The organism is Kitasatospora sp. NPDC015120, from assembly GCF_043080305.1.
Classification (GTDB): Bacteria; Actinomycetota; Actinomycetes; order Streptomycetales; family Streptomycetaceae; genus Kitasatospora.
This window is the reverse complement of record NZ_JBIBVJ010000002.1, coordinates 728,214-748,092: the sequence shown is the minus strand read 5'-3', so window position 1 is coordinate 748,092 and position 19,879 is coordinate 728,214. Positions and strand designations below refer to the sequence as shown.

Annotated in this window: 16 protein-coding genes; 3 read left to right on the top strand and 13 right to left on the bottom strand. The window is 74.1% G+C overall.

All coding sequences use genetic code 11. The features are described 5' to 3' along the window. The first annotated feature begins 8 nt into the window (after positions 1 to 8). On the top strand, positions 9 to 875 hold the full coding sequence (locus ACF1AK_RS08090; protein WP_391497888.1) for an HAD family hydrolase: 867 nt from the start codon (positions 9 to 11) through the stop codon (positions 873 to 875). 224 nt (positions 876 to 1,099) lie between these two features. Next, positions 1,100 to 2,935 (top strand): LCP family protein, encoded by a 1,836-nt coding sequence (locus ACF1AK_RS08085; protein WP_391497887.1) that lies wholly within the window; start codon positions 1,100 to 1,102, stop codon positions 2,933 to 2,935. Positions 2,936 to 2,991: 56 nt separating this feature from the next. Here ACF1AK_RS08085 and ACF1AK_RS08080 read toward each other — a convergent pair whose 3' ends face one another. The 12 genes from ACF1AK_RS08080 to ACF1AK_RS08025 all read right to left on the bottom strand — a co-directional run bounded on the left by ACF1AK_RS08080 (position 2,992) and on the right by ACF1AK_RS08025 (position 18,009). After that, positions 2,992 to 3,756 (bottom strand): sporulation protein, encoded by a 765-nt coding sequence (locus ACF1AK_RS08080; RefSeq protein WP_380290518.1) that lies wholly within the window; start codon positions 3,754 to 3,756, stop codon positions 2,992 to 2,994. Positions 3,757 to 3,947: 191 nt separating this feature from the next. Beyond that, positions 3,948 to 5,450, bottom strand: a complete 1,503-nt coding sequence (locus ACF1AK_RS08075) for a class II 3-deoxy-7-phosphoheptulonate synthase (protein ID WP_391497886.1) — start codon at positions 5,448 to 5,450, stop codon at positions 3,948 to 3,950. Next, positions 5,447 to 7,738 carry an anthranilate synthase component I gene (locus ACF1AK_RS08070; protein WP_391497885.1) on the bottom strand — a complete coding sequence of 764 codons (2,292 nt, stop codon included), beginning with the start codon at positions 7,736 to 7,738 and terminating at the stop codon, positions 5,447 to 5,449. The genes ACF1AK_RS08075 and ACF1AK_RS08070 overlap by 4 nt, the downstream gene beginning before the upstream one ends. 78 nt (positions 7,739 to 7,816) lie before the next feature. Next, positions 7,817 to 9,802, bottom strand: coding sequence for an FAD/NAD(P)-binding protein (locus tag ACF1AK_RS08065; RefSeq protein ID WP_391497884.1), 1,986 nt, complete (start codon positions 9,800 to 9,802; stop codon positions 7,817 to 7,819). Between the two features lie 203 nt (positions 9,803 to 10,005). Then, positions 10,006 to 10,494, bottom strand: a complete 489-nt coding sequence (locus ACF1AK_RS08060) for a PaaI family thioesterase (protein ID WP_391497883.1) — start codon at positions 10,492 to 10,494, stop codon at positions 10,006 to 10,008. Between the two features lie 70 nt (positions 10,495 to 10,564). Next, positions 10,565 to 11,677, bottom strand: a complete 1,113-nt coding sequence (locus tag ACF1AK_RS08055) for a ferritin-like domain-containing protein (protein ID WP_391497882.1) — start codon at positions 11,675 to 11,677, stop codon at positions 10,565 to 10,567. Continuing rightward, entirely contained in the window at positions 11,674 to 13,194 is a 1,521-nt protein-coding gene (locus tag ACF1AK_RS08050) for a class I adenylate-forming enzyme family protein (RefSeq protein ID WP_391497881.1), read from the bottom strand. Before ACF1AK_RS08050 ends, ACF1AK_RS08055 begins: the two co-directional genes overlap by 4 nt. Before the next feature lies 1 nt (position 13,195). Then, on the bottom strand, positions 13,196 to 13,429 hold the full coding sequence (locus tag ACF1AK_RS08045; RefSeq protein ID WP_391497880.1) for an acyl carrier protein: 234 nt from the start codon (positions 13,427 to 13,429) through the stop codon (positions 13,196 to 13,198). Continuing rightward, a complete protein-coding gene (locus tag ACF1AK_RS08040) occupies positions 13,426 to 14,442 on the bottom strand; it encodes a hypothetical protein (protein WP_391497879.1) in 1,017 nt (338 codons plus the stop codon). Before ACF1AK_RS08040 ends, ACF1AK_RS08045 begins: the two co-directional genes overlap by 4 nt. Then, complete coding sequence (locus tag ACF1AK_RS08035) at positions 14,439 to 14,726, bottom strand: acyl carrier protein (RefSeq protein WP_391497878.1); 288 nt, start codon at positions 14,724 to 14,726, stop codon at positions 14,439 to 14,441. Before ACF1AK_RS08035 ends, ACF1AK_RS08040 begins: the two co-directional genes overlap by 4 nt. Continuing rightward, positions 14,723 to 16,408 carry an AMP-binding protein gene (locus ACF1AK_RS08030; protein ID WP_391497877.1) on the bottom strand — a complete coding sequence of 562 codons (1,686 nt, stop codon included), beginning with the start codon at positions 16,406 to 16,408 and terminating at the stop codon, positions 14,723 to 14,725. The genes ACF1AK_RS08035 and ACF1AK_RS08030 overlap by 4 nt, the downstream gene beginning before the upstream one ends. 5 nt (positions 16,409 to 16,413) lie before the next feature. Continuing rightward, entirely contained in the window at positions 16,414 to 18,009 is a 1,596-nt protein-coding gene (locus ACF1AK_RS08025) for a class I adenylate-forming enzyme family protein (protein WP_391497876.1), read from the bottom strand. A gap of 236 nt (positions 18,010 to 18,245) precedes the next feature. On the opposite strand from ACF1AK_RS08025, the gene ACF1AK_RS08020 reads away from it, so the two are divergent. Further along, a complete protein-coding gene (locus ACF1AK_RS08020) occupies positions 18,246 to 18,794 on the top strand; it encodes an RNA polymerase sigma factor (protein ID WP_391497875.1) in 549 nt (182 codons plus the stop codon). 41 nt (positions 18,795 to 18,835) lie between these two features. Here the strand turns inward: ACF1AK_RS08020 and ACF1AK_RS08015 are convergent, their stop codons facing one another. Then, positions 18,836 to 19,741, bottom strand: coding sequence for an alpha/beta fold hydrolase (locus ACF1AK_RS08015; RefSeq protein WP_391497874.1), 906 nt, complete (start codon positions 19,739 to 19,741; stop codon positions 18,836 to 18,838). Positions 19,742 to 19,879: the final 138 nt, after the last annotated feature.

Genomic DNA, 19,879 nt, shown 5'->3' with positions numbered 1-19,879 from the left:
CACGGCCCATGAGCACGACCGACCCCAGCCCCGTCTCCCCCGCGAACGGCAACGGCCTGCCCTTCAAGCTGGTCGCCACCGACCTCGACGGCACCCTGCTCAACAGCGTGGAGAGCGTCTCGGCGCGCAACCGCGCGGCCCTGGCCGACGCCACCGCCTCCGGGGCGCTGCACATCATCGTCACGGGCCGCTCGGCCGGCTGGGCCCGCCCGGTCTTCGACGAGATCGGCTACCGGGGCATAGCCGTCTGCGGCCAGGGCGCCCAGGTCTACGACGCGGGCGCGCACAAGCTGCTCACCTCGCTCACCCTGGACCGCCGGGTGGCCGCCCTCGCGATCGAGCGGATCGAGGAGGAGACCGGCCCGCTGGCGATCGCCGCCAACCAGGACGGCCTGGACGGCGACGTGCTGGCCGGCCCCGGCTACGAGCTGCTGATCGGCTCCGAGCTGCCGGTCGTCCGGGCCGCGAAGGACGAGCTGCTCGTCGCCCCGATCAGCAAGCTGTACATCCAGCACCACGGGCTGACCGACGACGCCCTCGCCGACGCCGCCCGTCGGCTGGCCGGCGACCTGGTCGGCGTGGTGATGGCCGGCGCCGGCGTGGTCGAGCTGCTGCCGCTCGGCCTCTCCAAGGCCACCGGGCTGGCCGTCGCCGCCCACCGGCTCGGGGTGAAGGCCGCCGACACCATCGCCTTCGGCGACATGCCCAACGACGTGCCGATGTTCGGCTGGGCGCGGTACGGCGTCGCGATGGCCAACGCGCACCAGGAGCTGCTCGCGGTGGCCGACGAGGTCACCCTGAGCAATGACGAGGACGGCGTCGCGGCCGTGCTGGAGCGGCTCTACCCGGCCGGACTGATCCAGCCCGCGTCCTGACCCGCCGCCGGGGCCACCGGCCGGGGCCACCTGCCGGGCCCGGTCTGCGCCGGGTGAACGCCTTTCCCGGCCCCGGCGGTTCAGCCGTTGGAGTGACCCTGCGGTGAGCCGCCGCGGCGAAGCCGCGGGTCGGCGGGGGTGCGGCCGCATTCGGCGGCCGAGCGGCCCCGGAGGAGTTTGTATGCTCCCAGGGTTGCCCGCTTCCGCCCTGAGAGGTGCGCGCCATGTCAGTCCAGTGGGGCCAGAGCCCGCCGGATCCGGCGGGGCGGCGGCGTGCCGACGGCGGCGGCCTCCGGACCGACCCCCCCGAGGACGCCCCCGCGATCCCGGTGCCGCGCACCGGCGGCCGGGCGGAGGCCCGCCGAGCGGCGCAGAACCGCACCGGCCAGAACCGCGCCGCCCAGGGCCGGGCCGTACCGAACCGGGCCGCCGCCCAGGGCCGGACGGTGCGCGACCGCGGCGACCGCGGCGACCGGTCCCGCCGGCGGGCCGCCCCGCAGGGCCGGTCGCGCGACGCCCGGCGCGGCGCCCGGCGGCTGATCGCCTGGTCGGTGGCCGGGGTCCTGGTGGCCCTGGCCGGCGCCGGCGGCGCGGTGTACTACCGGCTGAACGGCAACCTCCGGTCCTTCGATCCCGATGCCATCGCCCCCGACCGCCCGCCCGAACCGACCGCCGACGCCCACGGCCACCGGCCGGTCAACCTGCTGCTGATCGGCTCCGACTCGCGGGCCGGGGGGAACGCCGACCTCGGCGGCGGCGACGAGGGCGGCGCCCGCTCCGACACCACGATCCTGCTGCACGTCCACGCCGACCACCGGCACGCGGTCGGCGTCTCGATCCCCCGCGACGCCCTGGTGACGATCCCGCGTTGCAAGCTCCCGAACGGCACCTGGACCCGGGAGCAGCCCGGACAGATGTTCAACTCCGCCTTCTCGGTCGGCAATACCGAGGCCGGCAACCCCGCCTGCACCCAGAACACGGTGGAGAAGCTCACCGGCATCCGGATCGACCACACCATCGAGGTCAACTTCGCCGGGTTCGCCGCGATGACCGGCGCCGTCGGCGGCGTCGACGTCTGCCTGCCGAACGCCGTGCACGAGGGGAACATCAACCCCAACCTGGGCCGCAAGGGCAAGGTGGTGCTCGCCAAGGGCCGCCAGCGGGTCTCCGGACAGCAGGCGCTGGACTACGTGCGGCTGCGGCACGGCATCGGCGACGACTCGGACGTCGGGCGGATGAAGCGTCAGCAGGCCTTCCTCGCCTCGTTGCTGGCCAGGATCAAGAGCAAGGGACTGAACCCCGGCACCCTGCTGCCGCTGGCCGACGCCGCCACCCGGTCGATGACGGTCGACCCCGGTCTCGACTCGGCCGCCAAGCTGGTGGACTTCGCGCTGACGCTCAAGGACATCGACCTGCACGAGGTCAAGTTCCTGACCACGCCGTGGCGTTACAACGGCCCCCGGATCGACCTGGTGCACCCGGCGGTCGACACCCTGTGGCGCACCCTGCAGGCCGACCGGACCATCGACGGCCAGGACGCCACCGGCCACCGGCAGGACGCGCCCGCCGAGCCGTCCCCGCCCCCGACGCCCCCCTCGCCGCCGCCGGCGCCGCCGTCCCCGCCCCCGACGCTCGGTGCCGACGGCGCCCCGATCCGGGTCACCGTCCACAACGGCACCGGCACCCCCGGCCTGGCCGCCCGGGCCGCCGAGATGCTCCGGGCCGCCCGGGTCACCGTCGCCAAGGCGGCCACCGCGCGCGGCCCCGCCCGGCCGGCCACCACCGTCGAGTACGGGGCCGGCCGGCGGGCCGACGCGCAGAAGGTCGCCGCGCTGTTCCCGGGCGCCGCGGTGGCACCCGGGCGGGGAGCCGGGATCAGCGTGCGGCTCGGTCTGGACTACGCCGCCGGGGCCGCGGGCGGCACACCGGCCCCGGCCTCCGCCCCGGCCGCCCCGGCCGCCGCGGTGCCGCCCGGCGCCCCGGCCCCGCTGCCCGCCGCGGTGGTCGGCGAGGCGCGGTCCGCCGACGACGACATCTGCAGCAACGTCTCCTACGGCTGATGCCCCGGCCCCGGCCCGAGCAGGGCCGGAGCGGAGCCGGGCCGGGGCGGGCGGGCTCAGAGCGCGGAGCGGATCCAGCCGTCGACCAGGCCCGTGAGGTCCTCGTCGGCCTGGCCGTGGCCGACCACATGGGTGCGGATCACGTCCCCGCCGCCGCCGAAGAGGCCGCCGCGCCGGTCCGCCTCCAGCACCACCTCGACCTTGCCCTCGGTGGTCACGAAGCTGACCTCCAGCGAGTTGCAGGCGTGGGCGTACTGCGGGGCCGAGGAGTACTCGATCTCCTGGTAGAACGGCAGCGTCTGCCCGGTGCCGCGGATGTGCCCGGCCTCAAGATCCGCCGAACGGAACCGGAAGCCCAGCTGGAGCAGGGTCTCCAGGATCCGGCGCTGCACCGGCAGCGGCTCGACCTCCAGCGGGTCGGAGTCGCCCTTGTCCAGCGCCCCCGCGATGTCGACCTCGGTGCGCACCCCGAGCTGCATGCCGTGCAGGTGCTGTCCGGCGATCGTGGTGACCGGGGTCTCCCACGGCACCTGGACGGCGAACGGGATCGAGCGGTTCTCGCCCGGCGCCAGCTTCAGCGGCGCGGTCACCGAGAAGCGCGCGAACGGGTACACGCCGGTGCTCTCGCCGTCCTCGTGCTCGATCTCCACCCGGGCGACCAGGGTCAGCGTGATCCCCCGGATGTCCGCCTCCACCGTCCCCCCGGTCAGCTCGACCGTGCCGGCCATCGTCCCGCCGGGCTGCACGACCGGCGTGCTCAGAACGGTGTCGACGCCGGGACCGCCGACGCCCAGGGCACCGAGCAGCTTCTTGAAGACCATGCGGACGCTCTCCTCGCATCAAGGGGGTGGGGACCGGTCCCCGTCGTCACCGGATCGCCGGTCGTCCGGAGGAACGCCAGGGTGCCACGGACGGTTCCCGCGCCGTCGTGGGCAGGTACCGGAGACGACGGTCGACAGGTGTCCTGACCTGCTCCACCGCCGTGCCCTCCGCCCGTGGTCACCCCGCACCGTCACCACCGGTGACGGGCCGGAGCCGTTCCCTCTCCGGACCCGCCGCTGCGGTGGATCTCCGCGACCAGGAAGGCGAGATCCAGCGACTGGCTGCGGTTGAGCCGTGGGTCGCAGGCCGTCTCGTAACGGTCGTACAGATCGTGCGGCAGCACCTCGTCCGCCCCGCCGAGGCACTCCGTGACATGGTCTCCGGTCAGTTCCAGGTGGAGACCGCCGGGATGGGTGCCGAGCGCGCGGTGCACCTCGAAGAACCCCTTCACCTCGGCGAGGATCGTGGCCAGGCTGCGGGTCTTGTGGCCGCTCGGTGCCTCGAAGGTGTTGCCGTGCATGGGGTCGCAGACCCAGACGACCTGCGCCCCGGAGTCGGTGACGCGCCGCACGAGATCGGGCAGCACGTCCGTGATCCGGTCCGCGCCCATCCTGGTGATGAAGGTCAGGCGGCCCGGCTCCCGTTCCGGGTCGAGAAGGTCGATCAGTTCCAGTGCCTCGTCCGCGGTGGTGGCCGGTCCCAGCTTCACTCCGATCGGGTTGCGGATCCCGGCCGCGAACGCGATGTGCGCACCGCCCGGTTGGCGCGTCCGCTCGCCGATCCAGAGCATGTGCGCGGAGGTGTCGTACCGGGCGCCGGTACGGGGATCGGGACGGACCAGGGCACTCTCGTAGTCGAGCAGCAGCGCCTCGTGGCTGGTGAAGAACTCGGTGGTGCGCAGCAGTCCGGAGTCCACGCCGCAGGCCGAGAGGAACCGGAGGGCCTCGTCGGTCGCGTCGACGAGCTGCCGGTAGTGCTCGCCGGCGGGTGACAGACCGACGAAGTCGCGGTTCCGTTCATGGGCGTCCCGGAGGTCCGCGCCACCGTCGGAGACCCAGGAACGGATCACGTTGAGGGTGGCCGCCGAGGCGTGGTAGAGCCGCTTGAGCCGCTCGGGGTCCGGGGTGCGCGCCGCCGGGGTGAACGCGGCGGCGTTGACGGCGTCCCCCCGGTAGACCGGCAGGGAGAGTCCGCCGCGTGTCTCGGTCGGGCGCGACCTCGGCTTGGCGTACTGACCGGCGAGCCGTCCCACCGTGACCACGGGGACGGACACGGCGTAGGCGAGGATGGCGGCCATCTGGAGGATGACCTGCAGCTTGCTGTGGATCCGCTGCTCGGAGATGCCGTCGAAGGTCTCGGCGCAGTCCCCGCCCTGCAGCAGGAACGCCTCGCCGCGCGCCGCGGCGGCCAGCCGGGCGCGCAGCCGGTCGCACTCCCCCGCAGCCACCAGGGCCGGGTATCCGGCCAGGTCTGCGGTCACCGCGCGGAGTGCGGGCCGGTCGGGCCACGCCGGTTGCTGGGCTGCCGGAAGGTCGCGCCAGGAGTCCCACGGCGGGGTGCCGGCGGCCGCCCGGGGGGCGGGTCCCGTGCCGAGGCCACGGGGGCGGCCCGGGCCGGGGGCAGGGTCGGCCGAGGGGCCGAGGTCGGGGTCGAGTACCGGGTCGAGCTGCGGGCTGAGTTCGGTGGCAGTCATGATGTCCGGTTCGCGGTGGCGAGCAGGCCGCCGCGCTCCTCTCGATGGGTCGCGGTCAGCGGTTTCCGGAGAGCCCTCTGGACGGGCGGGGCCGCCGCGGCCCCCGCTCGGCGGGTGAGCGAGGCGACCGCGTTGTCCACGATCAGGTGGCCGGCCCGCCTCCCCGAGGTCATGATCGACTCCGGGTGGAACTGCACGGCGGCCAGCGGCTTCGTGCGGTGCTCCAGAGCCATGACGGTGCCGTCATCGGCCACCGCCGTGACCATCAGCTCCGGTGGCAGCGCGTCGGGTTCGGCGTGGAGCGAGTGGTAGCGGCCGACCTCGAACTCGGCCGGGAGGCCGGCCAGCAGCCGGGAGCCGGGTTCGGTGATCCGGGCCAGGGAGCTCTTCCCGTGCACCGGGCGGTCGAGCGTGCCCAGCCTGCCGCCGTAGTACTCGGCGAGCCCCTGCAGACCGAGGCACACCCCGAAGACGGGCAGCCGGAGCCGTTCCGCCTCCGCCAGGGTCGCGGTGAGGTCGAAGTCCTCCGGGCGGCCGGGGCCGGGCGAGAGCACCAGGAGCTCGGGTGATTCCCGTTCCAGCATCGGCAGGTGGCGGCCGCTGCGATAGGTCACCACCTCGGCACCGGTCTGCCGCAGGTAGTCGGCGAGGCAGTGCACGAAGGAGTCATGGTGGTCGACCAGCAGGATGCGCCTGCCCGCGCCGGGGCCGCCGCTCGCCGCCGGGGGCGGCGCGGGCGGGGCCGGTCGCTCAAGGACGCGGAGGAGCGCGCGGGCCTTGAGTTCCGTCTCGGCCTCCTCCGCCTCGGGCGAGGATTCCCAGAGCAGGGTGGCACCGGCCCTGACGGTGGCGACGCCCTCCCGGATCTGGATGGTGCGCAGCGTCAGGACGGTGTCGAGTGCGCCGTCGAAACCGATCCGTCCGACGGCGCCGCCGTACCAGCGGCGCGGCGACCGCTCCGCGCGCTCGATGAACCGGAGCGCCGAGACCTTGGGCGCGCCGGTGACAGTGACCGCCCACAGGTGGGTCAGGAAGGCGTCCAGGGCGTCGCGGTCCGGCCGGAGTTCACCCTCGACGTGGTCCACGGTGTGGATCAGGGTGGAATACATCTCGATCTTCCGCCGGGCCGTCACCCGGACCGTGCCCGGGACGCACACGCGCGCCTTGTCGTTCCGGTCGACGTCGGTGCACATGGTCAGCTCGGACTCCTCCTTGAGCGAGCCGAGCAGCTCCCGGATCCGGGCCGCGTCCTCCAGTGCGTCCTGCCCCCGGGCGATGGTCCCGCTGATCGGCGCGGTCTCGACCAGCCTCCGCCCGGCGGGGCGGGAGCGGTCGGTGCGGACCCGGACGAACATCTCCGGCGAGGCGCCGACCAGGTGTTCCCCGCCACCGAGGTTCGCCAGCAGGCTGTGGGGGGCGGGGTTCTGCTCGAAGAGGCGCCGGAACAGCACGGACGGGGGCTGGTCGCAGCCGCGGCGGAACACCTGTCCGGGTACCACCTCGAACAGGTCGCCCGACCGGAACAGCGGCATCGCCCGCCGGACCAGCTCCGCGTACTCGCCCGGTGCGTGGTCGCGCGGCTCCGCCGGCACACCCGGGACGAAGGGGGCCGCACCGGTCGTCCGGGGAAGCCCCGTCGTGGACCGGCCCGCGTACGCGAACTCGTAGCGGTGCCGGCGGACCACATCCCGCTCCAGGTCGAACTCCAGGATCTCGTCCGGAAGGTGCAGCACCAGGTCCCGGTCGTGGGGATCGCGCGGCTGGTGCGGCTCGACCGGTTCGAGCTGGAACACGAGGTCGTACCCGAAGGCACCGTGGAGGCCGAGCAGTCCGTCCTCGGCCGCGGCGAGTGCGGCGACCAGTGCGCGGACGGCGGTGAAGACGCCGGCGTGGCGGGTGCGGTCCTCCTCGGCGAAGTGCTCGGGCTGCGGGGCCACCCGGCCGCGGACCTCTCCGGCCCGCTCCACGGTGTCCCGCAGGACACCGTGGAGCACTCCCCCCAGGGGAGGCAGCAGGACCTGGCCCCGCGTGTTGAGTGCGCGCAGGACGACCTCGTCGCCGGTCAGCACGAGTTCGAGCGGCGGGTCGACGTAGCCCACGGCGCGGGTGGCACCGTGGAAGCGCAGCAGACCGCGCCGGTCGTCGAGCGCACTGCGCAGGGCCGTGAGGCCGGCTCGGGCATCGACGGCCTCCTCGGTGGTCCGGGCGACTGCCACCCCGACGGGGGTCGCCCACTCGTCCGGGGCGGGCCGGGCCGGTGGCGGGGCCACCGTGTCCAGCAAGGGCATGGGGAACTCCATGGATGTGACGGGACTCTGCCGGCCGCCTGTGGCGGCCGGGCTCGGACGGGCTCCGCGGCCGGGCGGTCAGGCCCGGGCGGAGGACAGTTCCCCGGGCACCGCGGTGAGCGCCCCGGGGCCGGGGGCGGGCTGCGGCGCCCCGGGAGGGGCGAGGCCGAGCACGGCCAGTGCGATGGCGTCCGCGTCGCCGAGGGTCACGGAGTTCACGCAGGGCCGGGCGCCTGCCGCGGTGACCCAGTGCACGGCCTCGGTGGGCACGCCGAAGGCGAAGCGGCGCGGATGGGCCGTTCCGCGGGCGTCCACCAGGTGGTAGGGGCGGCGGGTCACCTCAAGGCCACCGGTCCGGTAGCCACCGGGGCTGCCGTCCGGCACGGTGAAGGGGCGGCACCGGCCGGCGGCGAGCAGGCTGCGCAGCAGCGGGTCCGCCGTACGGCGCAGGTCGGGCTCGGGCAGCCGGGCCTCGATCAGGGCGGTCGCCCGGACCGGCGGGCCGGGCACCTCGGACTCGGCCAGGAAGGCGCCGTTCTCCCGGTCGCAGCGGACCCGGGTGCCCGGGCCGAGCACCGTGAGCACGCCGGCCTCCAGCAGGGCCGCCATCTCCTCGATCCGGCTCGCGGGCGGGCCGATCGACAGGAAGGCGTTGAGCGGGCCGTACCAGCGTTCCAGGTCGTCCCGGTGGGAGCGGCCGGTGAGGCCGCCGTGCTCGACCAGTGCCCGGATCTCGTTGCGAAGGTCGCGAAGGGCGTCCAGGGCCGACTTCACGGGGCCGTCGACGTTGCCCTCCTCGGCCAGCCGGCAGTCCTCGCGCAGATGCCGGAGCAGCCAGTCGCGGAACTCCGACCGATCGGCGAACAATCGCTCGCCGTAGGGGCGTTGGACGGTCCGCCAGTCCCAGCGGAGGGTGGGCGGGAGGTGGAACGCGTCGAGCAGCCGGGCCTCCGCGGCAGTGCCCCACGGGATGCGCAGCCAGCGCTCCCGGAAGGCGTCGGCCGCACGTTCGGCGCCGCGTCGGGCCAGCAGCGCGGTGTAGTAGACGGTCTCGACCTCCTTCGCGATCAGTGGCCACAGGTCGGCCCGGAAGTCGAGCCGGCCGTCGGCGGCCTTGGCGCGCAGCGCCTCGAAGGTCTCGCCGGCCAGCAATCGCGGCAGGTGACGCCCGTGCGGGCCCTTCTGGTTCCGGCCCCGGGCCACGTGCGGGACGCCGCGCCGGGAGCCCGCGTACAGCGCGGGTTCCTGTCCCGACGGCCGGTAGACCAGACGGCCGTCCAGCCGCTCGAAGATCCCGCCGCGGCCGCTGGTGAGCAGCGCCAGATGGTCGAAGAAGTTGAGGCCCAGGCCGCGCAGCAGCACCGGCCGGCCGGGGCGCAGGACGGACAGGTCGAGGTCGGCAGGGTTGCCGGGCGGCAGGTAGTGCAGCCCGCGCTCGGCCGCGAAGGCACCCAGTTCGCGTTCGTCCTCGGTCGGTTCGGCGGGCACGTGGCCCTGGCTGAGGACCACGGCGTCGAGCGCGGTCAGCCGGGTGCCGTTGGACAGGAAGACGGACTGCCGGCCGCCGGCCTCGTCGTCCAGGCGGGTCGCCAGCATCGGGTGGACGTGGACGGAGACCGAGGCGGGCGCGGTCCGCGTCACACGGCGGAAGGCCCATTCGAGGTACTGGCCGTAGAGCGCCCTGGTCGGGTACGAGTCCGAGGTGAGGTCGCGGACCTCGGCCAGCACGTGGTCGTCGTGGACCTCGCCGGAGGTTTCCGGGCCGCCGGTGGCGAGGTCGCGGGCCCACTGGTACAGGCTCGGCCCGGGCACCTTCACCCCCTCGGCGGCGACGCTCTCGTCGGTGAAGAGCGTCACCTGGCCGGCGACCGTGTTCATCAGAAGGTGCCGCGACTGGCCGGTCCGCCAGACACCGCCCGACCCGGCCCGGTGCGGGTCGACCACGTGCACGGCGATCGGCTGCCCGGCCGCGCGGTGGCCGGCATTGGCGCAGATCCGCTCCAGCACCGACAGGCCCCGGGGACCGGATCCGATGATGCAGACCTTCAGTTGATGGTCGGTCATGCCACACGCGTCCTTCGGTCGTGGTGGATGCGGAGCGGGGGAGGCCGGATGCCCGGAGCGCGGCCGGTGATCTCCTTGGTGATCCCGTTGGTGCCGCCGTGGCCCGGGGGCACGCGGGTGTCGACGTACGCCCGGGCGACCGGGCGTCGCCGAGCCCGGACCCGGCCGCCGCGGCGTCGCGGTCCGGGGGCGCGGCTCCCCGCTCACCCCTGGCGTTCTCCCGTACGGCTGATGATCTGCTCGACCGTGGCCACCGCGGCGATGCGGCCGGCCTGGCTGAATCCGATCTCCACCAGGGCGTGCCGGGTGGAACAGCTGGTCACCTCCGCCTCGACGTCGGCCGGTCCGGGGAACAGCGGTGCCCGGTAGTCGACGGAGAGTCCGGCGGTCAGGAAGGCGGAGCCGTCCGGGAGGGCCGACAGCATCGCCAGCCCCGCGAAGTGGTCGACCAGGCAGGCGATCCAGCCCCCGAAGACCACCCCGGGGGTGAGAGTGAGATCCTCCGGGAAGACGGTCGCGGAGGTGATCCGTCCCGGCGACCAGCCGGTGGCCTTGGGCAGGTTGAGCAGCCGGGCGCACGGCGGGTCGTCGGCCGTGCCGTCGAGCAGCCCGGCCAGCAGACGCCGGCCCCGGGTGTTCTCGCCCGGCGGGGCGAGACCGCGGCGCCGGGAGTAGGTCGGTGTCGGTTGCATGCGTGGCTCCAGGAGAAGGGAGGCCCGGCGCTCCGGGGGTGTGGCGCCGGGCCTCGGCCGGGGGATGCGGTCAGCTCCCGGCCGGCGTGCGGCCGAGCTCGATCACCTGCTGGATGTCCTGCCTGCGGTCGCCGAGTTCGCGTGCGGCCATCGCGTCCACGGCGGCCTGGTCGTCGAGCGCGCGCAGTGCGGCCTCGTCCACCTCGCTGAACCCGAGCACGCCCATCTGCTGCAACGCCGCCCGCACCCGCGGGCCGAACAGGCCGATCTCCTTGAGCCCGGGAACGATCCGCATGAAGACCAGGCGGCGGAACTCCCGCTTGGCCGGCGAGCGGCGGGAGGCGCGGACGGCCTCCCCGCCGTAGCCGAGGCGTTCCCAGATGTCGTCGTCCACGTAGCGGTCGCGCAGCGCCCAGCAGCCCTCGATGACGAAGTCCTCCCGCTCGCGCAGTTCGGCCTCGGTCAGCTGCGGGTAGTACTGGCGCAGCAGCAGCCTCCCGAAGGCGACGTGCCGGGCCTCGTCACGGGCGACGTAGGCGGAGAACGCGCGGGCCAGCGGGTCCTTCAGGCGTTCGCGGTGGACTCCGAAGGTGGCCAGGCCCATGTTCTCCACCAGGATGTGCGCGGCCAGCACGCCGAAGTCCCAGCGGGGTTCGCGCATCGCGTGCTCGAACATGGCGTTGAGGGAGCCGGACAGGCCGTACCGCAGGCCGATCTTGGTGCTGATGAACCGGTTGAACCCCTCGACGTGCCGGGCCTCGTCCATCAGCTGGGTCGCCGCGTACATCTTGGAGTCGAGGTCGGACACGGCCTGGCAGATCTTGCCGACGCCGATCAGCGCGAACTGCTCGGAGTGCAGGAACTGCGAGTACAGCCAGCCGCTGGTGTGCCGCCGGACGACGCGGCGCTCGGCGTCCGGGAGCCGGTCCCAGAGCGCGGAGCCGGCGATCGAGATGAAGTCGTCCGGGATGCCCAACGGGTCGTCCGGGTCGGTCTCGTGGCTCCAGTCCAGTCGGTCGTCCATGTCCCACTGGCGCTGCTTGCCCTGGACGTAGAGCCTCAGCATCTTCTCGTTGCGCCGGTCGTAGTCGAACTGGAAGACCGCGGTGCCGTTGACCGGGATCGCCTTGGCTCCGGCCAATTCGGTGAGTACTGCCTGGTCGGTGTAGTCGACGTCGCTCATCGGGCCGGTTCCACTTCTCCGTTGGGTTGTGTGCCGGGGGATCCGGCGGCCAGCGCCCGCAGCCGGGCGCGGAGCACCTTGCCGGCGGGGCTGCGCGGCACCTGGTCGATCGGGAGGAAGCGGCTGGGCCGCTTGTATCCGGCCAGGCCCGCGACGCACAGGTCGAGCAGCTCGCCCTGGTCGAAGGCCTCGGGCGTGACCGGTTGGACGAAGGCGACCGGGGTCTGCCCCCAGACCGGGTCGGGTGCGGGGACGACCACGACGTCCGCCACCCGGGGCGACTGCCGCAGCACGTGCTCGATCTCGGCCGGGTAGACGTTCTGGCCGCCGCGCAGCACCAGGTCGTTGCGCCGGTCGACGATCCAGATCCGCCCCTCGGGGTCGGTGTAGCCGAGGTCCCTGGTCCGCAGCCAGCCGTGCCGCAGTGCCTCCGCGGTGGCCTCCGGGTTCTTCCAGTAGCCCTGCATCAGGCCGTCGCCGCGGAGCTCCAGTTCGCCGACGGTGCCGACGGGGACGAGGTCCCCCTGCTCGTCGACGACGCGGGCCGCGGTGCCGAGCATGGGCAGCCCGACGCAGACCGCGCCGGGCACCCGCGGCTCGCCGACCCGGGTGTCCGGGCCCAGCGACAGCACCGGGCCCCCGCCCTCGGTGATGCCGAAGACGGCCTGGAGCGCGAGGTCGAGCCGGGACGCCGCCTCCTCGGCGAGCTCGGCCGGCATCGGAGCGGCCCCGTGCAGCAGCAGCCGGAACCGGGAGAGGTCGGTGCCGGCCAGCGCCCGCGCGCCGAGCAGCAGCCGGACCATGGAGGGCACCAGGAAGGCGTGCTCGACCCGCCACCGCTCCAGGGCGGCGAGGCAGCCCTGCGGGGTGAAGCGGTCCAGGACGCACACCGTGCCGCCGGCCGCCAGGTAGTCCAGGGCGATCACCATGCTCCCGTGGAACAGCGGCCCGGCGTTGAGGAAGACCGTGCCGGGCTGCGGTGCCACCTCGCCCAACCAGGACAGCGCGTTGAGCTTGAGCGAGCGCTGGTCGACGACGACGCCCTTGGCCCTCCCGGTGGTCGCCGAGGTGTGCAGGATCGCCACCGGGTCGGTCAGGCCGCCCGCCGTCGGCGGTGCGCCGCCGGCCGGGAGATCGCCGAGGGCGGTGATGTCGAGGAGCGGCAGGCCGGGGTGGTGCTCCCGCAGCCGGTCCGCGTGGGCGGGTTCGGCGAGGAGCAGGGCGGGCTCCACCGCGTCCAGGATGTCCGCGATCTCCCGGCCCGTCAGTGCCGGGTTGACCGGTACGGCGACCACGCGGGCCACCGCGCAGGCCAGGTACGCCTCCAGGACCTCCGCCCGGTTGCCGCTGACCACCGCCAGCCGTCCACCGGGCCCGATCCGGTCCGCCAGGTGTGCGGCCAGCGCATGCACCTCGGCGTGGAGTTGGCGCCAGGTGACGTCCCGGTCGGCGTCCCGCAGGGCGAGGGCGTCGGGGCGCCGCTCCAGACCGCGTTGGACGATGTGCCCGAGCCACATCTCAACGCACCTCTTCCCGGGGCGAGATGAGAGCGGCGACGGCGTTGACCGAGGTGAGTTCGGCGAGTTCCTCGTCGTCCAGCGGACGGCCGAGGTACTCCTCGCAGGCGAGGGCCAGCTTGATGAGCTCACCGGAGTTCACGCCGGCCCCGCTGAAGTCCTCGTCGTCGGCCAGCCGGTCCAGGAACGCGGCGCTGTCGAGGCTGGCACCGACCAGCTCGCGGGCGGTGCTCATGAGGTCCTCCTCGGCCGGGCGCCGACACCCGCCATCGCCCAGTACGGGGCGGGGGCATCGGCGAAGTACACCAGCGGGGCGGCGGTCTCGGTGCGGCACGGGAGCAGGCGGTTGAAGCGGCCGCCGAAGCACGCCTCGGCGAACTCCGGTGACTGCGCCACGCCGCGGGCCTTGTCCCCCAGCAGGGAGACGAAGGCGAAGACGGGATCGAGACTGCGGTACGCGCCGTCCTCGTGCACCTCGCACCAGGCGTGGTCGCTGCCGAACAGGCCCAGCAGGTAGCCCCGGCGGGCCCTGGCCCGGTATCCGCGTGCGGTCAACCGGTCGGCGAGCAGCCTGGAGGCCACGACGCAGTCGGCCATGCCCAGCTCCCAGGCCCTGCGGTGGTCGGTCCGCAGGCGCTCGGGGACGGTCTGGTAGAGCACCTCGCGGGCCGCGAGGGTTCCGACCACCTCGTCCCAGACCTCGCGGATCGCCGGGTCGCGGACCTGCTGGTCGGCGCCGGTGAGCCCGACCGCGACCTGGTAGCCCCCGTCGGCCAGTTCCCCCTCGGGCAGTGCGGCGCCGTCCAGCAGCTCGACACCGGGGCCCAGGTGGTCGGGGAGGCGGACCCTGACGTGCGGCAGCGGGCCGTCGTCCTCGGCCGTCGCACCGGCGGCGGTGCGCGCCGGGTGGACGCCGACCTCCCACGCGCGCGGGGCGAACCAGGCGGACCTGTCGGTGGCCGCGAAGCGCATCAGGAAGCGGAGGCCGAGCTCGGGTACGGTCTGGCCGGTGCCGCAGAACATCCCCACGTTCATCAGGTCGTCGTAGTCGAAACGCAGTGCGCCCCGGGCGTCGTACGCGTGCGGGAGGCCGGCCTCCGCCAGGTGGCTGATCTGTTCCTCGCCGACCCGCAGGGCGCGGGCCGCGGTGACCACATCGGTGTCGTAGCTGGCGATGTCCCCGGGTGCGGTGCGGAACCGGCCGACCGCTTGGGCCAGCGTGTCGCAGTGGGCGGGCGCGACCGTCATGCCCCGGCCCTCCGGGCAACCAACTTGGCCACGAATTCCGAGAGTTCGGCAACGGTCGCGGTCTCGAAGAGGAAGTCGTCCGGGATGACGACCTCGCACTCGTCCTCGATCTCGGTGATGGCTCGGAGCGCCTTCACCGACTCGATGCCGGGGACGGCCGACAGCGGCTGGGCGGGGTCGATGAGGTCCACGGAGACTCCCGAGTGCGTGGCCAGGGCGGCGCGCACGACGCCCAGGACGCGGATGGTGCCGGCGGTGTTCTGTTCGGTGCTGACGGTGCTCACTGCACGCTTCCTTCCGAGGAGTTGCGGTCGGCCGTCGGTCCGGCGGCCACGAGGGTGCGGTGGAACAGGGCGGCGGCCGAGCGCTTGACCTTGCCGGAGCTGGTGAACGGGATGCTGGACGGCGCCACGGCACGGATCTCGACGGCGCCGAGGCCGAGCCGCTCGACCAGCCGGCCGCGGATCGCCCGGCCGACCTCCTCGGCCCGCTCCGTGCCGTGCGCGGTCTCCCAGAGGACGACCATCCGTTCCTCGCCGTCGGTGTCCCCGACGAAGGCGGCGCAGTGCCGCCGGTCCACGCCGGGGGTGGTGCGGACGGTGTCCTCGACGTCCTCGGCGTAGTAGTTCTGGCCGTGGACCACGGCCATCGCCTTGATCCGGCCGATCACGAAGAGCTCACCGCCGGACATGAAGCCGAGGTCGCCGGTGCACAGCCAGCCGTCCGGTGCGAACGGCTGCCGTTCCGGGGCGAGGCCGAGGTACCCGGGAGTCACCGGGGGGCCACCGATCTGGACCTCTCCGACGGTGCCCTCGGGGAGGAGCCGATCCCGGCGGCCGGGGTCGGCGATCCGCACACCGATCCCGTCCACCGAGGGCCCGCAGGAGATCACGGTCCGCGCGTGCGCGGCGTCCTCGGGCAGCGGAGTGACGCTCTCGCCCGGTCCGAGCCTCGACCGGTCGACGGTGACGGCCCGGTACGGCGCGAGCGGCGCACCGCTGGTGACGATCAGGGTCGCCTCGGCCAGCCCGTACTGCGGCTGCACCACGTGCTCGCGCAGCCCGTACGGACCGAAGGCGGCCTGGAAGGCCCGTAGGCTGCGGAGCTGCACCGGCTCCGCGCCGTTGCCGGCGAACCGCCAGCGGGAGAGGTCGACCCCGGCCGGCACGCCCTCGGCCGCGGCGGCGGCCGTGAGGTGGTCGTAGAAGAAGTTCGGCGCGGGCAGCGCGGTGGCCCCGGCCGCGGCGAACTCGGTGAGCCAGCGCAGCGGGCGGCGTACGAAGTCGCCCGGCTGCCACAGATGCACCCGGCTGCCCCGCCGCAGTGCGTTCATCAGGCTGAACAGGCCCATGTCGTGGAAGAGCGGGAGCCACAGACCGAGGTGGTCGTCGGGCAGCCAGCCGGTACCGGCGGCGATGGCGTCGAGGCCCGCGGCGACGTTGGCGTGGCCGAGGACGACGCCCTTGGGGGCGGAGGTGCTGCCGGAGGTGTACTGGACGACCGCCGGAGTGGAGCCGCCCTCGCCGGTCGGCGGCAACGCGCGCCTCAGCGCCGGGGGCTCGGCGATGTCGATGAACCTGACGCGCGGGATCGCGGCCCGGACGCGGTCCAGGATGCGTGCGCCGACCGAACCGTCCACCAGGACCGCCTCAAGGCCGCAGTCCTCCGCGATCCGCCGCAGGTGCGCGGCGTAGGCGTCCACCCCGCCGAAGGCCACCGGCAGGGCCAGCGGTACGGCGGCGGCGTCGAGGCGCAGCAGCGCCAGCAGACCGCGGACCCACGGCTCGCCGTTGGCCATCAGCAGGCCCACCCGGCGGACCGGGAGCTCGGAGAGGATCTGTCCGGCGGTGCGCTCGGCCCGGTCCAGCAGTTCCGGTCCGGTGACCGGCGCGGAGCCCCGGGAGGGCGTGGTCAGCACGGTGCCGTCGTGGACGGCGGCGGAGATCAGGTGCCACAGGTGGGTCATCGCGCTCACCGGGCCCCGGCCGGCACCGCGGCACGGTCGAGGCGGTTGCCCAGTCGCCGGCGCAGGACGGCGCGGCGGACCTTGTACGAGCCGGTGACCGGCATGGCCTCCCACTCCCAGAAGAAGACGGTGATCTCCGGCAGGCCGGCCTCGGCGGCGGCGGCGAGGAAGCGCTCGCGGTCGGGAGCGGCGCCGGCCCGTGGGCAGGCGACCGCGAAGACACCGCCGTCCTCGGCCCGGATGAGGACCAGTTCGACCAGCTCGGGCAGGGACTCCAGCAGGTGGTCCTCCTTCTCCAGGAGGCTGTCCACGCCGTCGGCCTGCTCGACGATGCGGTCGAGGAGTTCCAGCGAGCCGTCCGGCAGCTGCCGGCCGACGTCCCCCATCGGCCACCACGCGTCGTCGGCCGGCATGGTGCCGCCGCCGACGTAGCCGCGCATCCGCCCGGTGGAGCGGGTCTCGATCCGGCCGGGGGTCCCCGGCGGGACGGGCGCTCCGGCCTCGTCGACGATCCGGACCTCCATCCCGCCGCCGGAGTGCCCGACGTTGCGGGGCGAGTACCCGGCCGCCTCGTCGCGGGTGACGATCCGCAGGCAGATCGGGCCGGACTCGGTCTGCCCGTACGCCTGCAGGTAGTGCGCCCCGGGTTGGTCGGAGGCGGCGAGCAGGGTGCGCACGGTGCGCGGGTGCATCGCGTCGAAGGTGCTGATGAAACGCTCCACGCCGGCGAACGGGCGGTCCGGGTCGGCGGCCAGCTGCTCCCACTGGATGAAGACGTTGGGGTGGGTCTCGACCGAGGTGGGGCGCTGGTCGAGGAGCAGCCGCTTGACGTTCTCGGGGGAGGGGTCCGCGATCGACAGCGCGGGCATCGCGGTCTCCAGCGAGGCCAGGGTGCCGGCGCAGGTACGGGCGTGCACGAAGGAGAGGTGCTTGGCGTTGAGGTCGTCCTGGTTGTACTGGTCCCGGAAAATCATGATCATCGGGGCGACCATCCCGAACAGCGACCGCGTGGAGTGCGCCGCCAGCTTGGGCGCGCCCGTGGTGCCGGAGGAGTGCGTGATGACGAACCAGTCGTCCTCGTCGCGCGGCGCGGCCACGTGCGCGGCGCGCTCCTGCACCGGCCGGACCCAGCCGGCCTCGGACGGCTCCAGCGCGAGCACGCCCCGGGTCAGCACCTTCACCGCGTGCCGGTGTTCGGCCAGCTCGGCCAGGCCGAGGGAGTCGACCATCACGTAGGGGTGGTCCAGCCGGGCGAAGCACTCCAGGAGCTCGCCGGTCTCCATGGCGGAGGACAGCAGCGCGGGCAGCGCCCCGATCCGGCCGAGCGCGCACATGACGCCCTCGACCTCGATGTGGTTGCGCTGCACCACGGCGACGATGTCGCCGCGGCGGATCCCGGCCGCCCAGAAGCGGTCGGCGTAGTCCTCGACGGCTGCGGCGAACTCGGCGAAGGTGGTGACCGGACCGTCGTACGTCCGCCACGGAAGGTCGGAGCGGAACGGTGTGTCGGGGTGCTTGGCCGCAGCCGTCTCGGGCAGCACACCCAGGGGAGCGGTCGGCTGCGGGACGGAGCCCAGCTGGAGTGCGGAGACGTCAGGCATGCGTTGATCCCTCTGTTCGGCGTGACTGATCGCACGCCGGAGGCCGGCGTGTGCGGGTGTGGGTGGCGTCGTGGTCGTTCCGCGCCGCTTTGACGGTCCGTCGGGCTCGGAAGGGTTCGACGGTGGGTAAGAGCCGGGTGCCGCCCGGCACACTCCATCCGGATGCGAAAAAATATCCGGGGCCCCGGAGCGGCGCCCGAGGGAGTGTCCGGGGGCCGCCGGCCCTCTAACCGGACATGAGTGGAACACAGCTGGACCGGGCCGCCGGACCGCCTGCCCTCGCGCCGTGGGAGGTCGCGGCTCCGCTGGTCCGTGCAGCCCAGGCGGGCGACACCCTGGCGCTCAACGACCTGATGGAGCTGCTGCTCCCCTACGTCGGACGGCTCTGCCGGCCGATCGCCCTGGCGGATTCCGCGGACGCCGTGCAGGAATCGATGATCGTGATCTTCCGGAGCCTGGGGAAGCTCAACGACCCGAGCGCCCTGTACGGCTGGGTGCGCACCATCACCGTGCGGGAGGCGGTCCGGGTGTCCCGGCGGGCGGGCCGGGAGACCCCGGTCGCGGACGTCGGCGACCGGCCGACCGCCACCGACGCCGAACTGGCCTGCGACGTGCACGATGTGCTGAGCCGGCTGTCCCCGGAACACCGGGCGATCCTGGTGCTCCGGGGGCTGGAGGGTTTGGACGAGCACACCGTCGGAGGGACCCTCGGGCTGGCCCGCGGAACGGTCAAGTCCCGCCTGCACCGCGCGAGGAGGAGTTTCCGGGCGGCCTGGTTGTCATGAGTCGGGGACGGCGGCCGGTACCGCCGCCCCGGCCCTCACCCCTACCGCCCCTCGAACAGGCTCACCGCCGCCCGCGCCACCAGCTCCGGCCGCTCCTCGTGCAGATAGTGTCCGCACCCCGGGACGCCTTCGGCCCGCAGCGCGGACGCGTTGCGCTCCCCTCCTCCCAGCACGCTCGGGGGCAGGACGACGTCCCGCTCCCCGGTGAGCAGATGGGTCGGGGTGCTGAGCCGCAGCCCGCGGTAGCGGCCGAGGGCCAGTCGGGCGACGTCCCGCACCGCGAAGGACCTGTGCAGTGCCTCGCCCGCCCGGGCCGCGCCCGCTTGGGCGCTGGCCGCCACGAACTCCTCCAGCGCGCCGTTCTCCCAGACCGTCCGGTCCACCACGCCCCGGCGCAGCAGGTACCTGGTGAAGCCGGGCCGGCGGCGCAGCATCCAGCGGCCGAGCAGCGGCGATTCCAGGAGGGCGGTGTACCAGAACCGCCAGGACTGCGGCACCAGCCTGCGGTGGAGCGGCCAGGGGTGGACGATGTTCAGCGCGAGGAACGCCGTGAACCGCTCGGGCGCGCGCGCACAGAGCATGAACCCGACCCAGGCCCCCCACTCGTGGCCGATCAGCCGGACCGACGGCAGGTCGAGCGCGTCCATCAGCGCGAGCACGTCCGCCACCCGGGTGTCCGTGTCGTATCCGCCGGCCGGGGCCTGTGACCAGCCGAAGCCGCGCAGGTCGGGGCAGATCAGGCGGTACCCGCCGGCCAGCAGCGGGATCACCTTCCGCCAGGCGTACCAGTGCTGGGGGAAGCCGTGCAGCAGCAGCACGGGCTCGCCCCGCCCGGCCTCGGCGACGTGCAGCCGCACGCCGCCGGCATCGACGTACCGGTGCCGGACACCGGCCAGCGGGGGGAAGGGCCGGGGCTCCTCCGGGGTGGTGGTGACGGTCCTCTTCACGGTTCCTGCCTGTCTGTCGGGGGAGGCGCACGCTCCCGGTGGTCCGGGCTGTCTGCCAGGAGGGCCGCGCCGGGCCGGAGGTTCCGGCCGACACGGGCGGAATCGGCAAGGAACCCCCGCCCGGGCCGGCCCCTCCTG

Coding starts and splice junctions, on each gene's coding strand:
- ACF1AK_RS08070 (WP_391497885.1), bottom strand. CDS start 7,738: ATGCCCTTGCTGGACACGGTGGCCCCGCCACCGGCCCGGCCCGCCCCG.
- ACF1AK_RS08030 (WP_391497877.1), bottom strand. CDS start 16,408: ATGACCCACCTGTGGCACCTGATCTCCGCCGCCGTCCACGACGGCACC.
- ACF1AK_RS08025 (WP_391497876.1), bottom strand. CDS start 18,009: ATGCCTGACGTCTCCGCACTCCAGCTGGGCTCCGTCCCGCAGCCGACC.
- ACF1AK_RS08020 (WP_391497875.1), top strand. CDS start 18,246: ATGAGTGGAACACAGCTGGACCGGGCCGCCGGACCGCCTGCCCTCGCG.
- ACF1AK_RS08045 (WP_391497880.1), bottom strand. CDS start 13,429: ATGAGCACCGCCCGCGAGCTGGTCGGTGCCAGCCTCGACAGCGCCGCG.
- ACF1AK_RS08050 (WP_391497881.1), bottom strand. CDS start 13,194: ATGTGGCTCGGGCACATCGTCCAACGCGGTCTGGAGCGGCGCCCCGAC.
- ACF1AK_RS08090 (WP_391497888.1), top strand. CDS start 9: ATGAGCACGACCGACCCCAGCCCCGTCTCCCCCGCGAACGGCAACGGC.
- ACF1AK_RS08085 (WP_391497887.1), top strand. CDS start 1,100: ATGTCAGTCCAGTGGGGCCAGAGCCCGCCGGATCCGGCGGGGCGGCGG.
- ACF1AK_RS08080 (WP_380290518.1), bottom strand. CDS start 3,756: ATGGTCTTCAAGAAGCTGCTCGGTGCCCTGGGCGTCGGCGGTCCCGGC.
- ACF1AK_RS08075 (WP_391497886.1), bottom strand. CDS start 5,450: ATGACTGCCACCGAACTCAGCCCGCAGCTCGACCCGGTACTCGACCCC.
- ACF1AK_RS08040 (WP_391497879.1), bottom strand. CDS start 14,442: ATGACGGTCGCGCCCGCCCACTGCGACACGCTGGCCCAAGCGGTCGGC.
- ACF1AK_RS08060 (WP_391497883.1), bottom strand. CDS start 10,494: ATGCAACCGACACCGACCTACTCCCGGCGCCGCGGTCTCGCCCCGCCG.
- ACF1AK_RS08065 (WP_391497884.1), bottom strand. CDS start 9,802: ATGACCGACCATCAACTGAAGGTCTGCATCATCGGATCCGGTCCCCGG.
- ACF1AK_RS08055 (WP_391497882.1), bottom strand. CDS start 11,677: ATGAGCGACGTCGACTACACCGACCAGGCAGTACTCACCGAATTGGCC.